We start from the raw sequence: 24,668 nt of genomic DNA, 5'->3' as shown, positions 1-24,668 counted from the left end.
GCTAATCAGTTGGAATCATCTTAACGGAAAGCTCGTTGAGCTTGACGCAAAGGATATTTATCGCTTTTAACGAAATTTTGGTCGGTTTCCTTGGTTTGCAATATAGAAGACTGGGAGACTGGGAGACTGGGAGACTGGGAGATGGGGAGACGGGGAAAGTGAATTGCTTTTCTCCCTTTCTCAGTGTGTCTTGGTCACCTCCGCTACCCATTTTGAAAAAATGTCCAGTAGTATGATGCTACACTTTACCAGCACCTTATCCATTTTAATCAAAACAATTATGAAAAACCAACTAAACAAATTCTTCGGAGCGGCTATGGTCCTCGGGCTTTTGTTAGCCTGCGGCACCGAAAAGGAACCGCTTCCCGAACTGACTTATACCGGAACGGAACCCCGGGTACAGGACCCACTGCCACCGGAAGCCTCCCAAAAACACATTCAGGTGCCGGAAGGCTTTGAGACCGTTTTATTTGCTGCCGAGCCGGATATCATTAACCCGATCGCTTTTGCCTGGGACGAAGGCGGCCGTTTATGGGTGGTCCAGTCTATGGATTACCCCCACGAACTGGCCAACGAAGTGGGCGGGGACCGAATTACGATCTGCGAAGATACCAACGGCGATGGCCGGGCCGATAAATTCACCGATTTTGCCACCGAGCAGAGCCTGAGTACCGGGATCACCGTGGTAAAAGGCGGCGTGATCGTCGCCCAGGCTCCCGAAATGGTATTCCTGGAAGATACCGACGGGGATGATAAAATGGACAAACGGACCGTCCTTTTTGATGGCTTCGGTACCTGGGATACCCACGCCGGACCTTCTAATCTAAGATACGGCCCGGATAACTGGATCTGGGGATCAGTCGGTTATTCCGGCTTTGAAAATGAATTCAACGGCGAGCAGGTTAACTTCACCCGGGGCGTATACCGCTTTTCCAAAGACGGGAAGAATTTTGAACCCGTCGGCGGTTTCAATAACAATACCTGGGGGATGGGGATCACGGCGGATTTTGAGATATTTGGCTCTACGGCCAACAACAATCATTGTTGCTATGTAGGCATTCCACTCAAACACTACGAGTACCTGGGAGAGCGTCCGGAATGGGCAATCAATGCCGATTTCATTCAGGGGCACTACGAGATCACGCCGGTGGATACCATCCCGCTCCAGCAGGTCGATGTTCGCGGCGGATATACCGCTGCCGCCGGAGCTAATTTTTACACCGCCGAAAATTATCCCGAATCCTACCGCAATCAGATGTACGTCAACGAACCGACAGGTCATCTGGTTCACCTGGCCCGGATCGTACCCGACGGTGCCGGTTACAAAGAAGAAGATGGCGGCAATATATTCGCCAGTACGGATGCTTGGACCGCTCCGGTATTTACGGAAACGGGGCCCGACGGCAACCTATGGGTGGCCGACTGGTACAACCCCGTGATCCAGCACAATCCGGATAAAAGAGGCATGGACAATCAGATCTGGAACGACGAGAAAGGGGAAGGCAATGCCCACCTCAATCCGCTCCGGGATAAACGGCACGGCCGCATCTATATCATTAAACACGAAGATGGTCGCAAACCGGCGATCCGTTCTCTCGAACCGGAAAATCACGACGACCTGATGGCCGGGCTGCAGAGTTCCAACATGTTCTGGCGCACTACCGCCCAGCGCCTGATCGTAGAGAACAAGATCACCGATCTGATCCCGGAATTGATCGAACTGGCGGGTAAAAACGCGTCAGGCCTGAACGGCGCCGCCATCCATGCGCTCTGGACCTTAAAGGGACTGGGCGCACTGGACGGATCCAATGCCGACGCTACGGAAGTACTGAAAAAGGCATTGTCTAATTCGTCGGACGGCGTTAAGCGGGCCGGTTTGGCGCTCCTGCCCCGGGACGACAACGGTAGCGAGCAGCTGCTGGCATCCGGTCTGTTGCAATCCGAAAACCTACACCTGCGCCTGGCCGCGGCTCTAACCGCCAGCGAGTTACCGGAAACGGCGCCCCTGTACGAAGCCATGGAACAGTTTGCCGGCGAAAGCGACAATCAGGCGGACAAATGGCTGAGCGCGGCAACCCGTATCTATTTCCGGGAACGGGGAGAGGTGGATACCGAAGAAGCGGATGATGCGCCCTTCCAGGCGGATAAAACGATCCAGTTGAATACTGTCAGCCAAAAGATGGCCTACGATAAAACCCTGCTGTACGCAACGGCCGGCCAGCAGTTGGAGATCGTACTGACCAACCGGGATCAGATGCCCCACAATCTGGTACTTCTCGAAGCGGGTAGTCTGGAATCATTCGGAAAATTGGTGGATCAGTTCCTGCAAAGTCCGGATGCGGCAGCGATGGAGTATGTGCCCAAATCCAGGTACGTGCTGGGTGCAACGAGCATGCTGGATCCCGACGAGAAGGGAACCATCCGGTTGACATTACCCGACGAGCCCGGTGATTATCCCTTTATCTGCACTTTCCCCGGGCATTGGCGGATGATGCAGGGTATCCTTCGGGTGAGCCCCAAAGGCACCTTCGTTTCCGAAGATCCCAATGCTCTACAGGTCGCGTCCATGGGTGGTGGCAGTTCCCACAATTTCCTGAAATTTTTCGGAGCAGCCGACGGGCAGGTCTTAAGTCGGAATGGGGATGTAAACTTCACCTTTACGGAAAAATCGGATGAGCTGGAAGACCTTTTGGAGGATGCCGACGTATTGATCATTTCCAACAACAAAGCATTCGATCCCAGCACCCAACAGCGGATTTTTTCAAAAGTCAACCAGGGTATGCCGATGCTTATCTTTCACCCCAGCATCTGGTACAACTGGCAGGACTGGCCGGAATACAACCGGGAACTCGTGGGTGGCGGTTCGAGATCACACGAAAAGTTGCAGGAATTTGAGGTTCGGGTCACCAAACCCAATCACCCCATCATGAAAGGAGTGCCGGCAAAATTCAGGATCACTGATGAACTTTATCGCTACGAGAAAGATCCTGCGGGTACGGACATTGAGGTATTGGCGGTGGGCCGGGGATTGGAATCCGGCGAGGAATATCCGGTAGTCTGGATCGTCAAACACGGTAAAGCCAAAATCATTGGTAATACCCTGGGCCACGATGAACGGGCCCACGACTTGCCTGCCTACCAAACTATCCTAACCAATAGTTTAAATTGGGTGAAGGGATCACCGGCTTTCTAAATACCAATAGCTCCGGCTTCCACCCGGTAAATATCTGCCGGGTGGAAGTCGAATCTACATTATCCTAAAAGCTATTGGCAATGGCTACGAAGTCTTCCGCTTTCAGGGAAGCACCACCGATCAGGCCACCGTCTACGTCGGGCTGGCTGAAGATCTCCTTGGCATTACCCGGCTTACAACTCCCGCCGTACAGGATAGACGTAGCTTCCGCTACTTCCGCACCGTATTGCTCACTGATCATTTCGCGAATAGCCGCATGCATTTCCTGCGCCTGCTCCGGGCTGGCCGTACGGCCGGTTCCGATCGCCCATACCGGTTCGTAGGCAATAACGATCTTGCCGAAAGCATCCGCCGACAGGTGAAATACACTGCCGCTCAGTTGTTCCTTAACCAGGGCAACGTGATTTTCCGCTTCCCGCACATCCAGTTTTTCACCGCAGCAGAAAATAGGGATTAGGCCGTGGGCCAGGGCGATGTCTACCTTTTTAGCCAGCAGGGCTTCATCTTCACCAAAGTACTCCCGACGCTCGGAGTGCCCCAGGATCACGTATTCTGCCCCTACAGATTTCAGCATGGATGCGGAGATCTCTCCGGTGTACGCTCCGCTTTCCTCCTGGTGGCAGTTTTGTGCGGACAGATGCAGGTTGTCGGTGCCGTCGATGATCTCGCTTACGGCGGATAGATGGATAAAGGGCGTACCCAGAATGAGTACGACATCCGAAGCGGATTTTTGCGCCGCTACGGCTTTGGCCAGGTCCTTGCCTTCGGCCAGGTCTTTATTCATTTTCCAGTTACCCGCAACGATCTGTTGTCTTTTCATAAGTTGTTATATTTCGATATCAATTTTATCTCCAAGATATTTAGGTTGTTTCCGCAGAAAATAAACGTCCAGTACGGCTTTTACCCGCGCCAGATATTCCCGGCCCAGCAGCCAGCTCTGGTCGAAATTCTCGATACTATCGGCATTAAAGGCAACGGCCTTCATGCCAAAAGCCCGGGCGATAAAAACCGCGCGCTCGTTGTGAAACGGCTGGGAAACGACCGTGAACTGCTCCCGCTGGAAAACTTCCCGGCAGCGCACTACCGAATCCAGGGTACGAAACCCGGCATAGTCCAGCGTGATGGCGGAAGCGGGTACTCCCCTCTTTTCCAGAGCTTCCTGCATGGCCGCCGGTTCGTTGTACGCTTCCCGGCTGTTGTCCCCACTCAGTAAAAGGTGTTTGACTTTCCCGCTTTTGTACAATGCCGCAGCGGCATCCATGCGGGTTTCAAAGTAGAGATTCGGTCGGCCGTCCGCCAGTACGGAGGCAGTACCGAGTACCAGCGCTATGTCATTTGGAGGTAATTGGTCAGGAGCATCGAAAATATGGGCCTTGGCCCGGCTTTTCACCCAGAGATTGCAGATAAAGATACCTGCGATCACGCAAAGGAACGAAATAATCAGCCAAATGCCTACTTTTCTCAGTGGAGCGATTTTCATGCGTTCGGGGCATTTACATTTTTGGGAATGCGGATCGGGCAAAGACCGATGATCCGGGATCATCCACTTTGTCGTGTCCGTTTACTTTTACCTATTATGAACCCATTTCCCGCCCCGCGGGATCGTTTACTTTTCTTCCTTCTCCGCCTGGCGCTTGGCCCGGGCTATTTCCTGATACTTTACATTAGCCTCAATGGTATGCCCCGGACGGCTCCAGCGGATCTTCTCTTTCGGGCCTTCATCCACCAGCACTTCAGCGGGTTCCCTGGCCTCCGGACGTTCTCCTTTTGCGAAAGGTTCGGTGGGTTTCAGCCCGAGCAGGTGGAACATTTCCAGATCCTCAAACATTTCCGGGTTGGGAGTTGTGAGCAGTTTATTACCCGCAAAGATCGAACCGGCACCGGCCATAAAACACAGGGCCTGCCCCTCGTAGCTCATATTGGTCCGGCCGGCGGATAGGCGCACCGTACTCTTCGGCATCACTATCCGGGCCGTAGCGACCATCCGGATCATATCCCAGATGGCTACGGGTTCCTGATCTTCCATCGGCGTACCTTCTACCGCTACCAGTGCATTGATGGGAACAGATTCCGGCTGGGGATCCAGGTTGGATAAGGTGATCAGCATCTTGCAGCGGTCTTCCACGGATTCGCCCATGCCGATGATGCCTCCGGAGCAAACGGTCATTTTGGTTTTCCGGACGTTGTCCAGCGTCTGCAAACGGTCTTCGTAGCCGCGGGTGGAAATGATCTCTTTATAGTATTCTTCCGAAGAATCCAGGTTGTGGTTGTAGGCGTATACTCCGGCGTCTGCCAGTTTCTTGGCCTGACTCTCCGTGACCATACCGAGGGTACAGCAGACCTCCATATCCAGGGAGTTTACCGTACGCACCAGATCCAGCACGTGATCGAACTCCGCATCGTCTTTCACATTCCTCCAGGCAGCGCCCATGCACAAACGGCTTGAGCCTAAAGACTTGGCCCGCATTGCGGCCGTCCGGACCTGGTCGGTGGTCATCAGATCATTCTTCTCAATATCCGTATGATAGCGGGCGGCCTGCGGACAGTAACCGCAATCTTCGGGGCAGCCACCGGTCTTGATCGACAAAAGTGTACTGATCTGTACTTCCCGGGGATCGTGATGCTGGCGGTGTACGGTTGCCGCTCGAAATACCAGTTCCAACAGAGGCATGTTGTACACATCCAGTACTTCTTCCAGGGTCCACTTTTTCTCAGTATGATTCATATCTACGGTGTTAATTTGAAATGGGTGTGCCATTCGGTAACACACCGGTCAGGGTGCAAAGATAAAATCTCCCGTGATTTAGAGGGTAAGTTGGCGGACGTATCTTAAGGTTGTTCGGAAGATAGTAACGGAACACTCCACCATAGCCGGATCTTTCCGCTATGGTCGTAGCGATAAGGCCCGGCTACCGGTCTTGGCCAAGCCCACCAAAGGTCAGCGCCGGATGATCACACTCACCGCATTACCACCGAATCCCATGGCGTTGATCATGATCGTACGGATCGAATCGGGAGGAGCGGAGTCAGGCTGCATATAGGGAATTGTATAGGCGGTGTCTTCCTGTAACATCAGCAAGGCCATTTCCAGGCTCAGTGCACCGGAAGCTCCCAGCGAATGCCCCAGCTTCCATTTGTTGCCAGTCAGGAAAGGTTCCCGCCCACCGAATACGGAACGAACGGCTGTTACTTCGGCAGCATCTCCCTTGCGGGTACCGGGAGCGTGGCAGATCACAGCGTCTACCGTTTCCAGTTCGGCTTCCCGCAGCGCCTGCCGCATGGCGCGCTGCAGCGCACCGGCGTCCTTCGACACCGATGTAGGCGAGGTGGGAACTTCCTGGGCCGATCCCATTCCGGCGATCCAGGCCAGGGGAGCCTGTGGTTCCGTTTCCAGAGCGAAAACGGCGGCACCTTCACCCAGCACCATCGTATTGGTGCGGGCCTCCGGGTCCAGACTGCGGCAGGGGAATTCCGTAGGTTCCGGATGGGCGTAAATGCGCAGGGCTTTCATCTGAGCGACTGTAAAATCAGTGAGCGGCGCTTCGCTGCCTCCCGCCAGGAAATAACGGCAGCGCCCAGATTCCAGCCAGGCTACCGCATTGAGTAATGATTGAAGTCCGCTGCTACAAGTCACTGAATGACTTATGCTTGGGCCATCGACCTGCAGATAAGCCCCTAACCAGGAGGAGATATTGCCCAAAGTAGTAGTCGGCGAACTGAGCGGCGAAAGTCCCTCCCCGTCGGCGTATTCGCGAAAGTAATGCTCCCAAAGCCCGGTGGCTCCCCGGGAAGATCCGATGTTGATCCCGATCGGGATCTCTTGGGACCAGGCCAGTTTTTCCCAAAACTGATCAACGGCCAGCAGGGTCAGCAATACACTGCGGTCGATCTGATCCAGGAAACGGGGCCGGGTGGCCAGACTGCCCCGGGGCACCGTGGTTTCCGGCAGGCGACCGGTCCAGTCTCCCAGCGATGCATCGATCTGCAGGAAACTACGATCGGTCCGATAGGCAGCCTGCACTGCCTCCCGCGATATTCCGAGGGCTGATACCGAGCCCCAGGCCGTTATGCCGATCTTGTGGTTCATGCTTGATAGCTGATAATTAGTCTGAGAGACTGTTTGCAAACTTCTGCTGCCGGAGAAAAACCCGGATTTTGGCGTCAATTGAAAGCTATTTTTCACTGCATAGCCCAGCTACGGAGTTAAAAATAGATGCAAAGTGGCGCCAAAAGCCGCGTTTTGCAACCCAGTGAGAGGTTTTCAAACAGTCTCTGAAGAAAACAAGCTCCGGGAGTTAAGGTTTAAAGGCCTCCATAGCCTCCCGCAGGGCCGCATAGATCTTCTCCAGTTGCTCATCGGTAAGGCAATAGGGCGGCATTACGTAAACCACATTACCCAGAGGGCGCAGGATGATATCCTGGTCCAGGAAGAAGTTGTACAGCTGGTCCCGCATATTGTTAAAGTAGGAAGTGGCATCCGGCGTGTGGAATTCCATGGCCAGGATGGTCCCACGGGCCCGGATATGGATCAGCGTGGGATGGGCTTTCACTTCTTCTATAAACGCCCGGTGGCGGGCGGTAAGGCGGGCAATGCTGTTCTGGCAGGTTTCACTCAGGGTAAGGTCCATGCTGGCCAGTGCAGCAGCGCACCCCAATGGATTGGCCGTAAACGAATGGCCGTGGAACAAGGTCCGTTTTTTATCCTCTGAATAAAAGGCATTGAATATATCCGCCGTACAGACCGTAGCGGAAAGCGGCAATACCCCTCCGGTCAGTCCTTTGGCCAGACACATCAGATCCGGAGTTTCCTCCAGGTAATCGCAGGCAAAGATCTTACCGGTGCGGCCAAAGCCCGTCATCACTTCGTCCGCGATTGCCAGTGCGCCGTGTTCGTGGCAGCATTTGATCAGTGCGTCCAGCGCTTCCGGTTCGTACATCAGCATACCGCCGGCGCCCATGATGAGCGGTTCGAAGATAAAGGCACAGGTATCGCCCTGCTTCAGAATAGCTTCCAGTGCGTCCAGACTTTCCTGTTCCCGACCGGGAAAGGGTGCCGGAATGCGATCCACCCGGAAAAGGTGTTTCTCGAAGGCATCGAATAGGGCCAGTTCCCCACTGAGGGACATCGCACCGAAGGTCTCTCCGTGGAAAGCCTGCTCGAAAGCGATGATACCCGGCCGGCTCATCCCCTGATTGTAAAAATACTGGATGGCCATTTTCACGGCGATCTCGACGGCCGTTGAGCCATTGTCGGAATAAAAGACCCGGGCCATATTGCCCGGCAGGATATCGATTAGCTTCTCCGCCAGATCTACGGCGGGAGGATGGGTAAAACCGGAAAAGATCACATGCTCCAGTTCCAGGGCCTGAGCGGCGATCCGTTCGGCAATGTACGGATGACTGTGCCCGTGGATATTGACCCACCAGGAAGAGATACCGTCGATCAGCGTTCTACCGTCTTCCGTAAATAACAAGGCACCTTCACCCTTCACGATCGGCAAGGGGCTCGGTGCCGTTTTCATCTGTGTATAAGGATGCCACACGTACTGGGCATCCCGGGATAACAAATCACTCATATATCAGTTTCACTACTCTACTTCCACGATCATTTCGATCTCTACCGCTATGTTGCGGGGCAGGGATCCCATGCCCACGGCCGCGCGGGCGTGTCTTCCTTTATCGCCGAATACTTCCACCATGAGATCGGAAAAGCCGTTGATCACCTCGGGATGATTGGTAAATTCCGGGGTCGCATTGACCATCCCCAGCACTTTAACCACTCTTTTCACCCGGTTGAGATCTCCGATCTCGGCCTTCAGGGCGGCGAGTTGCACGATGGCGGCCTGGCGCGCTGCGGCGTAACCTTCCTCTTCAGTGAGGTCCTGACCCAGTTTGCCGGTAATATACCCGCCCTCGGGTTTGGAGGGGCCTTTGCCGGCCATGAAGATCAGGTTGCCGGTCTGAACGGCGTTGACGTAGTTGGCCACCGGGGGCGAAACTTCCGGCAGGGTAATTCCCAGCTCAGCCAGTTTAGCCTCCACATCCGGGCCGCCCTGCTGGGCTTTGGCCACCGGCATTTCTTCCGAAGCGGTTGTATCCGGATTTCCACAGGCAAAGAACAGGAAGATACTGCAAAGCAGGATGGTTGTAATCCTCAATCTTCTCATATATTGTAGGTTTAAGGTGAGACTCACAAGGATCTCCCGGGATCAGACATCGAAGAAAGAGAGGAGATCGGAAATGCGTTCCCGCAGTTCTTTCCGGTCCACGATAAAATCGAGGAACCCGTGTTCCAGCAGGAATTCTGAGGTCTGAAAATCCTCCGGCAGATCGCGTTTGATCGTTTCCTTGATCACCCGCGGACCGGCAAAACCGATCAGCGCCTCCGGTTCGGCGAAGTTAATATCTCCCAGCATAGCGAAGGAAGCCGTCACACCACCGGTGGTCGGATCCGTCAAAAGCGAGAAATAAGGGATCTTGTGCTTAGCCAGCTGGCTGAGCTTGGCCGACGTCTTGGCCATCTGCATCAGGGAGAAGGCCGATTCCATCATGCGGGCGCCGCCCGTCTTGGAGATGATCAGCAGTGGAATGCGATTTTCCCGGCAGTGGTCGATCGCCATGGCGATCTTTTGCCCGACTACCGATCCCATCGAACCGCCGATAAAGCTGAAGTCCATTGCGGCAATTACCAGCGGGCGCCGGTTTACCTTGCCTTTAGCCACCGAAATAGCTTCGGTCAGTCCGGTCTTATTGTAGGCATCATCCAGACGTTTCTTATAAGGCTTGAGGTCGACGAAATTGAGCATATCCTGCGAGCGCAGGTCCATGAACATCTCTTCGAAAACACCGTCAAAGATCAATCCGAAATAATCCTCGGAACCAATGCGGACATGATAATTGCACTGCGGACATTTAAAGAAGTTCTCCTTGAGTTCTTTCATGGTACTGGTCTCTTTACACCGCTTACATTTGTACCACAAGCCCTCTGGAGCTTCTTTTTTATTTCTAGTTGCTGTTTGTATACCGTCCTTAAGTCGTTTGAACCACCCCATGAATGCTGTTCATTTAGGCCCGTACCTGATCACGCTTCGCCGTGGCGACGGATGATCAGGTGCGTGCATACCTGATTTCAGAACTTTTGCCTTTTCAAAGGTAATAATTTCGAAAAGGCTTTAATGATTTGAGTAAATTTCGGAACAAAATTAAAAATACGAAGGAGATATTTAGCAGGATTGGTCCAACTATTTACTTACAACGCCCCCCAAATACCGGCTACAGGCCCGAAATACGGGCCCTTTTACTCAATTTTTAGTAGCGGAAATTTTTTACCGTATCCACAAAAGTACGCACCTTTTCCACTTCGATATCCGGATATAGCCCGTGCCCGAGGTTAACAATCTGCCGGCCGCCGAAAGCGCGGATCATTTCCCGGGTAGAAGCGATGATAGAATCGTGGGAAGCGTACAACTGGCAGGGGTCCATATTGCCCTGCAGCACCTTATCCCCTACCAGCGGGCGGGCAAAGGAGGGATGGGTATTCCAGTCCAGTCCGATCACCTCGCAATCGATCTGCCCCAGGTCTTCCAGTGCGAACCAGGCATTTTTGGCAAAAACGGTCACCGGAACGGTGGATATGGCCTGACTGATCCGCCGCAGATACGGCACGGCAAAGGTGCGGTACTGCTCCGGGCTCAGAATGCCGGCCCAGGAATCAAACAACTGGATCAGGCTGACACCGTGCTCGGCCTTGGTCTGCAGATAGCTGATCGTAGCCCGGGTGATCTTATCGAGTAAAAGGTGAGCCAGTTCGGGCTCGGTATACAGGAATTTCTTCGCTTTGGAGAAGGTTTTGCTGCCGGAACCTTCCACCATGTAGGCCAGAATGGTCCAAGGAGCACCGGCGAAACCGATCAGCGGTACGCGGCCGTCCAGACCTTTAACGGTAGCGTCCAGCGCATGGTAGACATATTCCAGATGAGCGGCGGCGTCATCGCCGCTGCGCAGACCTTCGATATCGGCCCGGTTCTGGATCGTTTTGGGGAAAAGAGGACCCCGCTTTTCCACCATCTGGTATTCCAGTCCCATGGCCTCGGGGATCACCAGAATATCGGAAAAGATGATCGCCGCGTCTACGCCCCATTCATCGATGGGCTGAATGGTGACCTCGGCCGCCAGTTCGGGTGTTTCTACCAATTCTTTAAATCCGGAGAGTTTGCCGCGCAGGGCGCGATACTGAGGCAATACCCGGCCGGCCTGCCGCATCAGCCATACCGGCGGGCGTTCCACCTGCTCCCCCCGAACGGTACGCAATAAAAGGTCATTTTTCAATTTCATGGAGCAATATTAGCAGATTAGTTCGGTACGCACCAGCCCCCCGGAGTCTTTGACCCAATTTTTACAATTCTGTTGTATAATCGCGGAGCGGTTCTGCCATTCTCCACAAAATTGTATATTTTGGTGCCGCTGCTGTAATGGTCGGAAGGGAGTCCCGAACTATACTCGATGCAAAGTGGCCCGGGAGCTTCCCAAACCGCTTCGGTCAGTATATACTGCACTCAAATTGGTTTGATCCGGACTGGGTCTGACCCGTCAGGCCTCCAATCAATTTTACGTCAGTATGCTCTTGCGAATGCCATGATTTAGCATTCTGAATTTTATCAATTGAACAATCCATATTCATGAAAAAACTTGCCTTGCACTGGCAGATCCTCATCGGCATGCTGGCCGGTGTCGCTTTCGGATTGGTAGCTGCCCAGTTATCCTGGAACCAATTCGTCATCGACTGGATCAAGCCGTTCGGTACGATCTTCATCAATTCCCTGAAGCTCATCGCCATTCCGCTGATCGTAGCTTCACTGATCAAGGGCGTGAGTGATCTGCAGGATATCTCCAAGCTTTCCCAGATGGGAGGGCGAACGATCGGGATCTACATCATCACCACCGTCGTGGCGGTATCCCTCGGTCTGATCGTCGTGAACCTTTTCCAACCCGGCGGACTCATCGAAGAATCGACCCGGACGGAGCTGATGGAGACCTACGGCGGAGATGCGGCCGGCAAGATCGCCGACGCCGAACGGCAGAAAGGCCAGGGGCCACTGCAGCCGCTGATCGATATCGTACCGGACAACATTGTGAACGCCGCCACCGACAACGGCAATATGCTGCAGGTCATCTTCTTCGTCATATTTTTCGGGATCGGCCTGATCCTGATCCCCAAAGATAAAGCCAAACCGGTCAAAGACTTTTTCGACGGCCTCAACGAGGTGATCCTCAAGCTGATCGATCTGATCATGCTGGGGGCGCCCTACGGCGTATTCGCCCTACTGGCCGCGCTGGTGGTAGAATCGCCCAGCGCCGACCTTTTTGCCGCCCTGATCGGGTATTCCCTGTGCGTACTGCTGGGGCTGGGCATCATGGTCTTTATCTTCTACCCCACCCTGGTTCGGATATTTACCGGCCGTTCCTATTCCTTCTTTTTTAAAGGGATCTCTCCGGCCCAGTTGCTGGCCTTCTCCACCAGTTCGAGTGCGGCTACCCTGCCGGTGACCATGGAGCGGGTGCAGGAACACCTGGGTGTAGAGGAAGAAGTGACCAGTTTTGTACTGCCCATCGGAGCTACCATTAATATGGATGGGACCAGTCTCTACCAGGCCGTTGCGGCGGTATTCATCGCCCAGGCCTTCGGGATGGACCTTACGCTGGGGGCTCAGTTGGGGATCATCGTCACGGCTACCTTGGCATCCATCGGTTCGGCGGCCGTACCCGGTGCGGGCATGGTCATGCTCGTGATCGTACTCGGACAGGCGGGTATCCCAGAAGCCGGTCTGGCCCTCATTTTCGCCATCGACCGGCCGCTGGATATGTGCCGTACGGTGGTGAACGTCACCGGTGACGCCACGGTCTCCATGCTGGTGGCCAAGAGTGTCGGCAAACTGGGAGACCCTGAGGTAAAAGACTGGGATGATTACTACCAGAAGGAAAAGGCTGCGAGCTGATTATCAGTTCGTTTGCAAGCATAAAGGAGGCCGCCTGCGGGCGGCTTCTGAAACAAATTTTAACATAAATCGTACACAGAGAACATGAGCCAGGAGAAGCTGGGCATAGGATCACGGGTGAAACATCCCGCATACGGCAACGGCGCCATTATCAGATTGCACAAAGCGGCCTACGAATGCTGCTTTATGCTCTACGGTATCAAGCACGTTGGCCTGGATTATGACAAATGGGAGATCGTAGAGGCCCTTCCGGCCGAGGAGACCGTGAGCTTTTCCGAAGCGGAAAAGTCCCTGATGAAGATACTGCGTAATTTTTCCGATATAACGGAGGAAATTCCGCTGGGAGATCGCTGGCAGGGCGGGATGATGATCCTGCGGCCGGAAGATGATTCCCTCAAAGAAAAGGAAATACCGATTGAAACTTTTTTCCACAAAATCGTTATGGTTAGAGATCGCCTGCGGGTGATGGAACAAAGGATCAACAGCAGCGCCCTGACAGACGAGGAGAAAGTCAACCTACAGCAATACATTACCCGTATCTACGGTAGCCTGACGACTTTCAATGTGCTGTTTAAACACAAGGATGATTCCTTTGTTGGAGAAAAAAGTTAACTACAGTTTTAGCCGGCAAGCCGGACGGTCCTCCCTGCGGTGTACCGAATTCCGGAACCGACCTTAAAACTGATTCCGACACTACCCAAAACCGAAAGCTTCTATGTTGGTAAAATATAGGCTGGTATTTGCTTTTATCCTGTTCTCTCTTTCAAGCTGTTTTGTAATTGAGAATACGTTTACCGGTTTACCGCCGGGAAAATGGCGGGCGGTTCTAAAGTTAGAGCCCAAACAGATCACCCCGAACCCGAAGGGTCAGCCCCTGCCGGAAAAGCTCAATCTCAAATTTGAGGAAGTCACGGCGGGTGAATTACCCTTCAATTTCGAAGTGATCTACGAAAATGAGACGGATTTTTACATTGAGATCAGAAATGGTGAGGAGCGTATCCGGCTGGACGATATCGTCATGGGTCGCGATCCCCGTACCGCCAAAGACACCATACTGATCGATATTCCCATATTCGATTCCTACTTCAAAGGCATCTACGAGGAGAACCTGATCGAAGGGACCTGGGTGGTCCGCAACCGGGAAGAATACATTATTCCCTTTGTAGCCCGCTTCGGCCAGGATCATCGGTTCACTACCCTGCGCAAGGATCCCGTCATGGACCTGAGCGGAAAATGGAAAACCTTTTTCGAGGTGGATACCGATAATCCCCTGCCGGCGATCGGCGAATTCCAGCAGGATGGGAATCACCTGTTGGGCACTTTTCGGACCGAAACCGGTGATTACCGATTCCTGGAAGGAACCGTACAGGCTGATAAATTATATTTATCTTGTTTTGACGGCAGCCACGCCTTTCTTTTCGAAGGGAAGATCCAGCCGGACAGTACCATCATCGGTATCTTCCGGTCCGGCAAGCACTACAAAACGATCTGGGAAGCCCAACTGGACCCCACTTTTACACTGGCCGATCCGGATTCGCTGACTTCCATGAAGGAAGGTGAACAGAGCATCAGCTTTAGCTTCCCGGATGCCGAAGGGAATATAATATCCCTGAGCGACAAACGTTTTGAAAATAAGCCGAAGATCATTCAGTTGATGGGCACCTGGTGTCCGAACTGCTGGGATGAAACCAAATTCCTGATCGATTACATTCAGGAGTATTCCCCGGAAGGCATTGAGTTCCTTGCCCTCGCTTTCGAGAAATACCGGGATAAAGACCGGGCACTGCGGGCAATTGACACTTACCAAAAACGCATGAACCTGCCCTACCCTATTCTCTGGGCCGGTTTTCACGAGAAAGCAGAAGCCCTGGAAGCGCTGCCTATGCTCCGGAATATCGACGCATTTCCCACCCTGATCTTTTTGGATCGGAATAATCAGGTGGTCAAGATACATTCCGGCTTCAACGGGCCGGCAACCAGTAAATACGATGAATTTGTCTCAGATTTTAATAAAACGGTACAATCCCTGGCAATCGCTCAGTAGCGATCAACATTTCAAAACCAAGTGTAATATTCACAAATCATGGAACAACAACATATTGCGCTAGCTTATTGCATAGATAACGTCCAGTTGGCGGAGAAAATCGCCCAGGAGTTGTCTTCAGTAGGTCACGCTCCCCAGCATTATTACGGTTCAAAATCTAGTCCTGACAAACCCCTGTTCGATCAGTTGGAAAACCACAGCGGCCCGATCCTGCTGTTGGTGACCGACAACTTCCTGCGGTCAGCCCAGTGTATGGTCAACGGCCGTGAGTTCATGCAGGACAACCGCGACGCCGTACTGCCCATCGTAGCGGACGGTGTCCGACAGGACGAATCCCGCAATGCCTACGCGGTACCGACCCAGTTCGAAAGGATCAGCGATATTATTCAGTATATCAATTACTGGCAGGATCAGTACCTGGATCTGCGTCGTCAGAAACGGGAACTGGAGGACGAGATCGACGAAGAGACTTTCAGCGACCACCTGCGCTCCGTAAGGGCCATCAGTGGGGAGACCAGCGAGTTCCTCCGGCTGTTGCGCAATACCGAACACGTCACTTACGAAGAACTGGAAGAAACGGACTACGAAATGATCTTCCGCTTCATCGGCGATATCAATGGCTGGGAAAAACTGAAAAAGGCCCGTGCCTCGCGGGTGATGGATCGCGTACCGGCGGAGGCCGTGGAAGCTGCATCGAACCGCAATTCCGAGCCAATGGACGACGAACCACCGGTAGATATCCAGGATATCCCCGGGATGGATATGCTCCCGGATGATCCGGAAGAAGAAATAGAGGACGACGGCGATCTGGTGCCGGACGAGACGGAAGAAGAGATCGTATCCGATACTTCCTATCAGATCGAAGAAGAGGTGGAGGAGATCGAGGAAGAAATTGAAGAGCATATCCTGGTAGAGGATGATATCCCGGCCGAATCGTCATCCGGCCCCGAAGAGATCCACCAGAACGGCGCGGTGTACGCCACCGAAGAAGAAGAGGAGGAGGAAGACGAAGAGGAAGAGCTGGTAAGCGCTCTGGATCCGAACTACATATTGGAAAATCTGCACGACTGGGTAAGCGGCGGCCAGACGGAAAAAGCGATCGCCGAATTGCAAAATGCGCTCCAACAGCATCCGGAACATCTGGCGATGCGGTACCAGCTGGCGCATTTGCTGGTCCAGCACGAGGACGACTTCAGCGAAGCCCGGAGTCAACTGGCTACCCTGCTGAAATACGACAGCAAACATACCGGAGCGCTCTTCCTGAGCGGCGAACTGTCCGAGATCGAAGAGGATTTCGACGAAGCCGTCGGATTCTATCAGGACGTAGCGGCCATTGACAGCAAGTTTCCGGAAGTGCACTATCGACTGGGGCTCATTCTGGCCCACCAGTTTGAAGATACCCAGGACCACGCCATGATGGAATTCCGGCAGGCCATCGCCCAGCATCCGGAAAATGCCGATGCACACTACCAGTACGCCATGCTGCTCAATGAGCACCAGAAAGCGCTGGACGCCGCCGCAATTGAATTCATGGAAACCCTGAGGCTCCAACCTAACCACCCCTTTGCGTACTACGATCTGGCCATCTTGTACCACACGCAGGGGAATTTGGAAAAAGCTCAGGAGGCCTATCTAAAAGCCAAAGCCCTCAATCCGGAAGTAGAAACGCCCGAGAACGATCTGGCCTTTGGCCTGACCGCTCCCGCCGAACCGGAACCGGTAGCAGAAGAACCGGTAGAGCGGATTGCGGTGGAGCCGAAATCTCAGAACGGTGTAGTAGAAGAACACATTAAAGAAAATCAGGAAGCAGCCATTACGACGCCGGCTTCCCCCGAAAATACAGTGGAAATGGAAACGACGGAAGCTACCATGGAAAAATCCAACAGTGAACTCATCATCGAACGGGACGCACTGGCGGCCCTGAAGGAGAATATCTTCCGCCTGGAAGAAATGATCAAAGCACGCGACGAGGAACAGGAAAAACTGAAGCAGCAACGCCCCGGCAACGGCAAAACCGTCATGGTGACTGGCGCTACTTCCGGTATCGGAAAAGCGACCGCCGAGATCTTTGCCCGCAATGGTTTCCGCGTGATCATCACCGGACGGCGCAGTGACCGCCTGGACGCCATCGAAAAGGGGCTGCAGGATGAATTCCACACGGATGTACACAGCCTCAATTTCGATGTACGCCAGGTAGAAGCCGTGGAAAATGCCATAAATCAGCTTCCCGAAGACTGGAAAAATATCGATATCCTCATCAACAATGCCGGCAAAGCCAAAGGTCTGGATCCCATCCACCAGGGCCGCCTGGAGCACTGGGAGGAAATGATCGACACCAATATCAAAGGTCTGCTTTACCTGACCCGTGCCGTATCACCCTACATGGTAGCGCGCCAGCAGGGCCAGATCATCAACGTCTGCTCTACGGCCGGCAAGGAGGTCTACCCCAACGGTAATGTCTACTGTGCCACCAAACACGCCGTGGATGCACTCACCAAAGCCATGCGCCTGGACCTGCACAGCTACAACATCCGGATCGGACAGGTGGCTCCGGCCCACGTCGAGGAAACGGAATTCGCCGAAGTGCGCTTCGACGGTGACAAGGAACGGGGCGCCAAAGTTTACGAGGGCTTCCAGCCTCTGACTTCGGTCGATGTAGCGGAAGCGATCTACTTCATGGCTACCCGCCCCACGCACGTCAATATCCAGGATGTGGTGATGCTGGGAACGCAACAGGCGAGTAGTACGGTGATTGATCGGTCGGGACGATAGTTTTGACTCCCCGGGAGCGAATGGTTAATGATATATTCCGGGGATGCCCTTTGAGCGGTGGAAATGTGTGAATGTGTGAATGTGTGAATGTGTGAACGTTTGAATGTGGTGCATTTTTGCTTTGGATGCCATCTATTGCTCAATGGGCAATTGTTTTCTAAATGGATCTATAGAGTAGGTCCACCTGCCTTTTTTGCAGTTTTTTTGAAAATATCTTATTCAATTTTATGGAAATACTCGGTTTTGCCACCCTTATCTAATAAAACCATGGCCAAAATCGAAAAATTTGAAGACCTGCAATGCTGGCAGAAAGCCAGAGAGTTAACCCGGCTGGTATATTCTCTGGAAGGGCCAATTACTACCAATTGGTCGATTAAAGATCAATTTCAGCGGGCTTCTCTTTCCATTATGAATAATATCGCAGAAGGGTTTAATCGTTTCTCCAATCGGGAAAAAATTCGTTTCCTCGAAATTGCCCAAAGTTCCGCCAATGAAGTAAAGAGTATGATCTACGTCCTGAAGGACCTGAATTATCTTATCGATGATCAGATTACGGAATTGTTTATGCTGGTTGAAGAAACCAAAGCTAAAATATTGGGATTGATCAGATATCTCAAGAACAAGGGATAAAAGAAAATGCCCAGGCTACCGATAAATTCAGGCAGTCTGGGCATTTTTTAATTCGAAAAGGAAAGCAACCTTCCAACGTTCAAACATTTCCACGTTCAAACATTCACACATTTCCACATTAAAACATTCCCTCAACTCTCCTCCTTCATCCGAATATTAGCCACCACATATTTTCCAACTTTTTCACCCTGAGCCACGCCATTATCGATTGCGGGGCGATAGTGGATACCACCGTACAGGCGGCTCACCGCCGCTTCCTCCGAGGCTTCCAGGAAAGAATTGAAATCCCGTGAAGGAAGGCCGTATTCCTCCTCCACATCATCGTGGTAGGCGAAATTATCTCCGAAAATAGAGGTAAGTGCGATGGCCGCAGAGCGGGAGATCACACTGTGCCCACTGGTGTATTCGGGAAAGGGAGGAGTTTGCAGCGCCGGGGCCCATTCCTCGTCGATATGGCGGTTAATTACCGTTTCCGGGCGTACCAGGTTGGAGCGGTACTTTTCGTCCCAGCAACTGATGAAGGCGTCCGCCAGCGCGATGGAGGTGAGGGTATAGACCTGGGTCGATTTCATGAAATCGGCGCTATCCTTTTTGCAGGCAATGGCGGCGATTCCCATCCAGTGCCCTCCCGGAGTGATCTTTTTGGTCGCAAACATCACGTGACCGGTATGGTGGGACACGTAAGGATTACAATCCCAGAAGCGGGCGATCTCCAGGCGTTCTTCTTTGTCTTCGGATTGAAGCGCCTCGTACACTTCCATCGTCTCCTGGTAGAACTGGCTTTTCGGGTCCAAATCGTAAGCCGTTGGCGGCGGCGGTGCGAACTGGTCCGGAGACTCGATCACAAAGGGCCGGATGTCCTTCCAGTGAGGTTCGATGCCGTCCATGTAATCCGGTGGTGTCGGTTGCCAGCGGGCGTGATCGTCATTGATCGAGAATTTCGGGAAAGTCCGGGTTTGCTTGTACATATCGCCGTCAGCCCAGCCCATGATATGATCGGCTACCTGATTTCCGTAGGCGATGGATCGCTCGTAAACCTCTTCCGGCATATTCAGGGCCGTGAATTCGTCGTAGAGTTTTTGCTGGTAGGCCTCCATTTTATCCTCGGAAAAGATCAGGGTCTTTCCCACTTTGGTAAAAGCCTGCAGGCTGGCCAGCGGATAACAATATTCCTTTCCGGCTTCCGGTTTGGGTACATTTTCCAGTCCGTTCAGCTGCCCTTCCAGGCTCTTGTATTCGGGGAAACCCGGAACTGCAGCCTGGTAGGCGGCGATGGTGGAATAAGCGTAGATCCGGCTAGCTACCGGGGGAGAAAAAATATCGTGAACAATGATGTCCGTCAACTGCTTGGCAGTCTGGTGCACCATTTCCGGTTGTTGCGCCTCGGTTTGAAAATTAGGGTTGACCTCCTCGCACGCGGCTAACACCAATAGCGATGAAGCTAAAGCCCAAATTCTGAAGCTCTTGATCATTTTTAATGCTTTTTGTTTGTCGTTACAATAATAGGTTTGGATTGATGCTGATTTACTTATCACTTTTCCGGTACAGAATTATATTTAGATCGCGTACCGGATACGAAGTTAAAACTTGTGGATCAAACTAAATTAATGCAAATGTAAAAACATCCCTAAATTTGAACTGTTAATACTGCCAAAACCCGGTCCGGTGACCCGATCCGCTGCATTCTACGGTAAAATAGAGCGAATCCGAACCCGGCATTGTTTTTCACAGATCACTGGGTTATCTTTGCAACTTGTTTTAAAATCAGCAGCAGGGAAGCGGATGACCGAGATCGTCTGCGATGTCAGTTGGACGGCACATACGCTCAGGCGTTAGTTGCCTCATGTAGCTTTCATCACAGGTTAGAGATCATTCCCGACTGCTGCTCCCTGCCACAAAGGAAATACGAATGTCCGATAAATCTATTGCGATCCCAACTGATCAACCTTCTAAAACCGAGCTCAGAAACGCCATCTATATCAAAGGAGCCCGGGCCAACAACCTCAAGAACGTCGACCTGGCCATTCCCAAAAACAAACTGGTGGTGGTGACCGGGGTATCCGGTTCGGGAAAGTCCTCCATCACGATGGATACGCTTTACGCCGAAGGCCAAAGGCGGTATGTAGAGAGTTTATCTTCCTACGCCCGCCAGTTCCTGATGCGGATGAAAAAGCCCGATGTCGATTACATCAAAGGGATCTGCCCGGCCATCGCAATTGAACAGAAGACCACCACGGCCAATGCCCGCTCCACGGTGGGTACCCTGACCGAGATCTACGATTTTTTCCGCCTGCTCTACGCCCGTATCGGTAAGACCATATCTCCCGTTTCCGGAGAGGAAGTCAAAAAACACGAGGTGAGTGATGTGGTGGACTACATCCACCAGTTCGAAGCCGGGAAGCGTGGACAGCTGTTTATTCCCCTGCCTTATAAATACAAGGACCGGCAGTTGGGTCAGGAACTCCAGTTGCTGTTGCAGAAGGGGTACACCCGTCTCCGGCACGAGGGCGAGCTGATCCGCATTGAAGATTTTATCGAGGAGCATCCCAAATGGCAACAGCAGAAGCTTTCCGAAGCCAGATCGATGGACCTGCTGGTACTGATCGACCGCTTTGTGGTACGGGAGGAAGAAGACGAGGAGAACCTGCGTCGCATTTCCGACTCCGTGCAAACGGCCTTCTACGAAAGTGAGGGAGAATGTATCGTCGAGATGGAAGGCGAAGAACAGCATCCGTTCAATAACCGGTTCGAACTGGACGGGATGACCTTCCCGGAACCCAGTCCGCACCTCTTCAATTTCAATAATCCCTACGGTGCCTGTCCCAAATGCGAAGGTTTCAGTCAGGTAATGGGGATCGACGAGCGCAAGGTGGTCCCCAACCCTACCCTGTCGGTCTACGAAGGAGCGATCGCCTGCTGGAAAGGTGAGAAATACGGCCTCTGGCTCGAAAAGTTCCTCAAGGCGGCCCATCATTTCGATTTTCCGGTACACACGCCCTACCAGGATCTCAGCCGGGAAGAAGTACGGCTGCTCTGGCGCGGCAATAAATATTTTGACGGCATCCACGCCTTCTTTAGTGAGCTGGAAGAAAAGACCTACAAAATACAGAACCGGGTGATGCTGGCCCGCTACCGCGGCAAAACCCTGTGCCCGGTCTGCGAAGGCGGGCGACTGCGCGAAGAAGCGACTTACGTCAAAGTGGGTGGCAAGGCGATCTCCGAACTGACCCTGATGCCCGTTGACGAGTTGCTGGCCTTTGTGGAGGATCTGGAGCTGAGCGAATTTGAGGCCAAAGTGGGCAAGCGCCTGCTGCTGGAGATCACCAATCGCCTCCGGTTTATGTGTGATGTGGGGTTAAGCTATCTGACCATCGGGCGGATCTCGGCCACGCTAAGTGGCGGTGAGACCCAGCGCATCAACCTGACGCGTACCCTGGGCAGTAACCTGACCAGTTCGATGTATATCCTGGACGAACCCAGTGTCGGCTTACACCCTCGGGATACCAACCGACTGGTGGAAGTACTGCAGTCACTGAAAAAACTGGGTAATACGGTGATCGTGGTAGAACACGAAGAAGATGTGATCAAAAGTGCTGATTATCTCATCGATATCGGCCCGGAAGCGGGCATTCACGGCGGCGAGGTGGTATTTGCCGGTCCTTACGAAGACATCTACGACGAAGCGACCGAAAGCCTGACCACCAAATATATGAACGGTCGGATGAATATTCCGGTGCCGGAAGTCCGGCGCAAATTCGTCCGCGAACTTCGCCTGGAAGGCGCCCGTCAGCACAATCTGAAAAATATAGACGTTACTTTTCCACTCAATACACTGACCGTGGTGAGTGGGGTCTCCGGCTCCGGTAAAACGACGCTGGTCAAGCAGATCCTGTACCCGGCCCTGATGAAACACTTCGGGCAGAATTACAGCAAATCTCCCGGCACCTACAAGGATCTGGCCGGCGACCTGGACGCACTGACCGGAGTGGAAATGATCAATCAGAGCCCGATCGGGAAATCCTCCCGCTCCAACCCGGTAACCTACGTGAAAGCCTACGACGCGATCCGGAACCTGATGGCTTCCCAGCAGCTTTCCAAGATCCGCGGCTATAAACCGAGCCACTTTTCCTTCAACGTCGACGGTGGCCGGTGCGATACCTGCAAAGGGGAAGGCGAGCAGGTGATCGAGATGCAGTTCTTAGCTGATGTCCGTCTGGAATGCGAAGAATGTGGCGGCAAACGCTTCAAAGGCGAAGTCCTGGAAGTGAAGTACCGGGATAAAAGCATCTTCGATATTCTGGATATGAGCGTAGAGGAAGCGATCGACTTTTTTGACGAAGCTCCGGATGTGATCAACAAACTCAAACCGCTCCACGATGTCGGTCTGGGCTATGTGAAACTTGGGCAATCCTCCTCTACCCTTTCCGGCGGGGAGGCCCAGCGGGTAAAACTGGCTTCTTTTCTCAACAAAGACAGTGCATCTGACCATATCTTTTTTATTTTTGATGAACCGACGACCGGACTGCATTTTCACGACATTCGCAAACTACTCGGTGCGCTGAACGCGCTGGTGGAAAAAGGCCACAGCGTACTGGTCGTGGAACACAATATGGAAGTGATCAAAAGCGCGGACTGGGTCATTGATCTTGGACCGGAAGGTGGTAAGAACGGTGGGCACCTGGTCTTCCAGGGACGCCCCGAAGAACTGATCAAAGTAGAGGAATCATACACCGGTAAATTCCTACAGGAAAAGTTATGATCTGCCTTAGCCGCCGAAGCGGAAGATGATAAAAGTCATCAAAACGCCAAGTGGAAATCATCTACATGAGTGCGATTTGTCTTATACCTTGATCAGTATAAGCATACTTGGATGTGAGCAAGATAAAGTTGCCATTCCGGGGAGCCGCCTGGCTGCCCCAAACGGCAACGATAAACCGCCTACATTCCGTCAAACTACCCACTATGGAAAAGATATTGGTAATTGAAGACAATCGGGAGGTAAGAGAAAATCTCGAAGAGATACTGGAAGTATCCGGATACGACGTGGTGAGTGCCGAAAACGGGGTAAGAGGAGTAGAAAAAGCCATGCACGAAACTCCGGACCTGATCCTCTGCGATGTAATGATGCCCGAACTGGATGGGTTCGGCGTGCTGCAAATTCTCAGCAAACGACCGAAGACCAGTAGCATTCCCTTTATTTTTCTGACCGCTAAAACGGAGAGCCGCGATTTTCGGATGGGCATGAACCTCGGGGCCGATGATTACATCACCAAACCGTTTGAGCACGTACAGCTGCTCGAGGCCATCGAACTTCGGCTGAAAAAGAGCGCCCGCCTGCGACAGGCTTTCGAAGCCGGCATCATGCAGACCAAATCCCTGATCGACGAAGATCTCGGGCAGAAAGAGCTGGACAAACTGGCTCAGAACAAAGAGACCCGTCGCTGGTCCAAAAAGGACCACGTCTACCGGGAAGGAGATTACCCGAAAGGGGTCTATTACGTCATGAGCGGAAAGATCAAGATCAACCGGGAAAACGAATTCGGCAAGAAGTACATTACCGAACTGTTCGGTCCCGGTGAGTTTTTCGGCTACTACGCCCTGCTCAAGGATGAACCCTACAGCGATTCGGCGGTGGTACTGGAAGAGGCGGAACTGAGTTTTATTCCCAAAGATGATTTCGTCAAATTGCTGCACGGCAACCGGGACTTCTCCGCTTTGCTGATCAAACACCTCGCTAACGATGTCGTGGAGAAAGAGGAACAGCTCATCAAACTGGCTTACAACTCGATCCGTAAGCGGGTAGCCGATGCGCTGGTGCAACTCTACTACCACGGCACGGACGAAAGTCCGGCAGTCATCAGCATGTTGCGCGATGATCTGGCCAGCATTGTCGGTACTACGAAAGAATCCGTGATCCGCACGCTTTCCGATTTTAAATCCGAAGGGTTGATCTCCATCGATTCCAGCGGCACGATCACGATCAAGAATCTGCGGGCATTGGAACAAATGCCGAACTAATAGCCGAAGATGTGGT

The 24,668-nt window shown here is 52.8% G+C and carries 17 protein-coding genes; 8 read left to right on the top strand and 9 right to left on the bottom strand.

Annotated elements, in window-relative coordinates; translation table 11 throughout:
• The first annotated feature begins 280 nt into the window (after window positions 1-280).
• The gene (locus CRP01_RS30335; RefSeq protein ID WP_170110606.1) at window positions 281-3,193 is read left to right on the top strand and encodes a PVC-type heme-binding CxxCH protein; all 2,913 of its coding nucleotides are present in this window, start codon (window positions 281-283) and stop codon (window positions 3,191-3,193) included.
• A gap of 64 nt (window positions 3,194-3,257) precedes the next feature.
• On the opposite strand, the gene tpiA is transcribed toward CRP01_RS30335, so the two are convergent.
• The 8 genes from tpiA to hemE form a co-directional block, all read right to left on the bottom strand.
• Complete coding sequence (tpiA, locus tag CRP01_RS30330; protein ID WP_099153822.1) at window positions 3,258-4,013, bottom strand: triose-phosphate isomerase; 756 nt, start codon at window positions 4,011-4,013, stop codon at window positions 3,258-3,260.
• 6 nt (window positions 4,014-4,019) lie between these two features.
• A complete protein-coding gene (locus CRP01_RS30325) occupies window positions 4,020-4,673 on the bottom strand; it encodes a SanA/YdcF family protein (RefSeq protein ID WP_170110605.1) in 654 nt (217 codons plus the stop codon).
• A 126-nt stretch (window positions 4,674-4,799) separates the two neighbouring features.
• Window positions 4,800-5,918 (bottom strand): biotin synthase BioB, encoded by a 1,119-nt coding sequence (bioB, locus tag CRP01_RS30320; protein ID WP_099153820.1) that lies wholly within the window; start codon window positions 5,916-5,918, stop codon window positions 4,800-4,802.
• A gap of 213 nt (window positions 5,919-6,131) precedes the next feature.
• Window positions 6,132-7,280, bottom strand: coding sequence for a beta-ketoacyl synthase N-terminal-like domain-containing protein (locus tag CRP01_RS30315; RefSeq protein ID WP_099153819.1), 1,149 nt, complete (start codon window positions 7,278-7,280; stop codon window positions 6,132-6,134).
• A gap of 208 nt (window positions 7,281-7,488) precedes the next feature.
• Entirely contained in the window at window positions 7,489-8,769 is a 1,281-nt protein-coding gene (bioA, locus tag CRP01_RS30310) for an adenosylmethionine--8-amino-7-oxononanoate transaminase (protein ID WP_099153818.1), read from the bottom strand.
• A 12-nt stretch (window positions 8,770-8,781) separates the two neighbouring features.
• A complete protein-coding gene (locus tag CRP01_RS30305; RefSeq protein WP_222845836.1) occupies window positions 8,782-9,270 on the bottom strand; it encodes a RidA family protein in 489 nt (162 codons plus the stop codon).
• Window positions 9,271-9,402: 132 nt separating this feature from the next.
• On the bottom strand, window positions 9,403-10,245 hold the full coding sequence (accD, locus tag CRP01_RS30300; RefSeq protein WP_099153816.1) for an acetyl-CoA carboxylase, carboxyltransferase subunit beta: 843 nt from the start codon (window positions 10,243-10,245) through the stop codon (window positions 9,403-9,405).
• Window positions 10,246-10,501: 256 nt separating this feature from the next.
• Complete coding sequence (gene hemE, locus CRP01_RS30295) at window positions 10,502-11,527, bottom strand: uroporphyrinogen decarboxylase (protein WP_099153815.1); 1,026 nt, start codon at window positions 11,525-11,527, stop codon at window positions 10,502-10,504.
• 344 nt (window positions 11,528-11,871) lie between these two features.
• On the opposite strand from hemE, the gene CRP01_RS30290 reads away from it, so the two are divergent.
• The 5 genes from CRP01_RS30290 (at window position 11,872) to CRP01_RS30270 (ending at window position 18,634) form a co-directional block, all read left to right on the top strand.
• Window positions 11,872-13,188, top strand: coding sequence for a dicarboxylate/amino acid:cation symporter (locus CRP01_RS30290; RefSeq protein WP_099153814.1), 1,317 nt, complete (start codon window positions 11,872-11,874; stop codon window positions 13,186-13,188).
• Window positions 13,189-13,272: 84 nt separating this feature from the next.
• A complete protein-coding gene (locus CRP01_RS30285) occupies window positions 13,273-13,800 on the top strand; it encodes a hypothetical protein (RefSeq protein WP_099153813.1) in 528 nt (175 codons plus the stop codon).
• Between the two features lie 103 nt (window positions 13,801-13,903).
• Window positions 13,904-15,232 (top strand): TlpA family protein disulfide reductase, encoded by a 1,329-nt coding sequence (locus CRP01_RS30280; protein WP_099153812.1) that lies wholly within the window; start codon window positions 13,904-13,906, stop codon window positions 15,230-15,232.
• A 39-nt stretch (window positions 15,233-15,271) separates the two neighbouring features.
• Window positions 15,272-18,004: an SDR family NAD(P)-dependent oxidoreductase gene (locus CRP01_RS30275; protein ID WP_099153811.1), complete on the top strand. Its 2,733-nt coding sequence runs from the start codon at window positions 15,272-15,274 to the stop codon at window positions 18,002-18,004.
• Between the two features lie 267 nt (window positions 18,005-18,271).
• Window positions 18,272-18,634, top strand: a complete 363-nt coding sequence (locus CRP01_RS30270; RefSeq protein ID WP_099153810.1) for a four helix bundle protein — start codon at window positions 18,272-18,274, stop codon at window positions 18,632-18,634.
• Window positions 18,635-18,765: 131 nt separating this feature from the next.
• Here the strand turns inward: CRP01_RS30270 and CRP01_RS30265 are convergent, their stop codons facing one another.
• The gene (locus CRP01_RS30265; protein WP_099153809.1) at window positions 18,766-20,106 is read right to left on the bottom strand and encodes a vanadium-dependent haloperoxidase; all 1,341 of its coding nucleotides are present in this window, start codon (window positions 20,104-20,106) and stop codon (window positions 18,766-18,768) included.
• 437 nt (window positions 20,107-20,543) lie between these two features.
• Between CRP01_RS30265 and uvrA the strand changes: the two genes are divergently transcribed.
• Both uvrA and CRP01_RS30255 read left to right on the top strand, forming a co-directional pair.
• Window positions 20,544-23,393, top strand: coding sequence for an excinuclease ABC subunit UvrA (uvrA, locus tag CRP01_RS30260; protein WP_099153808.1), 2,850 nt, complete (start codon window positions 20,544-20,546; stop codon window positions 23,391-23,393).
• A gap of 203 nt (window positions 23,394-23,596) precedes the next feature.
• Window positions 23,597-24,652, top strand: a complete 1,056-nt coding sequence (locus tag CRP01_RS30255) for a response regulator (RefSeq protein ID WP_099153807.1) — start codon at window positions 23,597-23,599, stop codon at window positions 24,650-24,652.
• Window positions 24,653-24,668: the final 16 nt, after the last annotated feature.

It is taken from the genome of Flavilitoribacter nigricans DSM 23189 = NBRC 102662, from assembly GCF_002646595.1.
Classification (GTDB): Bacteria; Bacteroidota; Bacteroidia; order Chitinophagales; family Saprospiraceae; genus Flavilitoribacter; species Flavilitoribacter nigricans.
The sequence above is the reverse complement of the archived record's forward strand: the minus strand, read 5'-3'. Positions and strand labels throughout refer to the sequence as shown.

Coding starts and splice junctions, on each gene's coding strand:
- uvrA (WP_099153808.1), top strand. CDS start 20,544: ATGTCCGATAAATCTATTGCGATCCCAACTGATCAACCTTCTAAAACC.
- CRP01_RS30265 (WP_099153809.1), bottom strand. CDS start 20,106: ATGATCAAGAGCTTCAGAATTTGGGCTTTAGCTTCATCGCTATTGGTG.
- CRP01_RS30335 (WP_170110606.1), top strand. CDS start 281: ATGAAAAACCAACTAAACAAATTCTTCGGAGCGGCTATGGTCCTCGGG.
- tpiA (WP_099153822.1), bottom strand. CDS start 4,013: ATGAAAAGACAACAGATCGTTGCGGGTAACTGGAAAATGAATAAAGAC.
- hemE (WP_099153815.1), bottom strand. CDS start 11,527: ATGAAATTGAAAAATGACCTTTTATTGCGTACCGTTCGGGGGGAGCAG.
- bioA (WP_099153818.1), bottom strand. CDS start 8,769: ATGAGTGATTTGTTATCCCGGGATGCCCAGTACGTGTGGCATCCTTAT.
- CRP01_RS30315 (WP_099153819.1), bottom strand. CDS start 7,280: ATGAACCACAAGATCGGCATAACGGCCTGGGGCTCGGTATCAGCCCTC.
- CRP01_RS30285 (WP_099153813.1), top strand. CDS start 13,273: ATGAGCCAGGAGAAGCTGGGCATAGGATCACGGGTGAAACATCCCGCA.
- accD (WP_099153816.1), bottom strand. CDS start 10,245: ATGGGGTGGTTCAAACGACTTAAGGACGGTATACAAACAGCAACTAGA.
- bioB (WP_099153820.1), bottom strand. CDS start 5,918: ATGAATCATACTGAGAAAAAGTGGACCCTGGAAGAAGTACTGGATGTG.
- CRP01_RS30255 (WP_099153807.1), top strand. CDS start 23,597: ATGGAAAAGATATTGGTAATTGAAGACAATCGGGAGGTAAGAGAAAAT.
- CRP01_RS30305 (WP_222845836.1), bottom strand. CDS start 9,270: ATGCCGGTGGCCAAAGCCCAGCAGGGCGGCCCGGATGTGGAGGCTAAA.
- CRP01_RS30280 (WP_099153812.1), top strand. CDS start 13,904: ATGTTGGTAAAATATAGGCTGGTATTTGCTTTTATCCTGTTCTCTCTT.
- CRP01_RS30325 (WP_170110605.1), bottom strand. CDS start 4,673: ATGAAAATCGCTCCACTGAGAAAAGTAGGCATTTGGCTGATTATTTCG.
- CRP01_RS30290 (WP_099153814.1), top strand. CDS start 11,872: ATGAAAAAACTTGCCTTGCACTGGCAGATCCTCATCGGCATGCTGGCC.
- CRP01_RS30270 (WP_099153810.1), top strand. CDS start 18,272: ATGGCCAAAATCGAAAAATTTGAAGACCTGCAATGCTGGCAGAAAGCC.
- CRP01_RS30275 (WP_099153811.1), top strand. CDS start 15,272: ATGGAACAACAACATATTGCGCTAGCTTATTGCATAGATAACGTCCAG.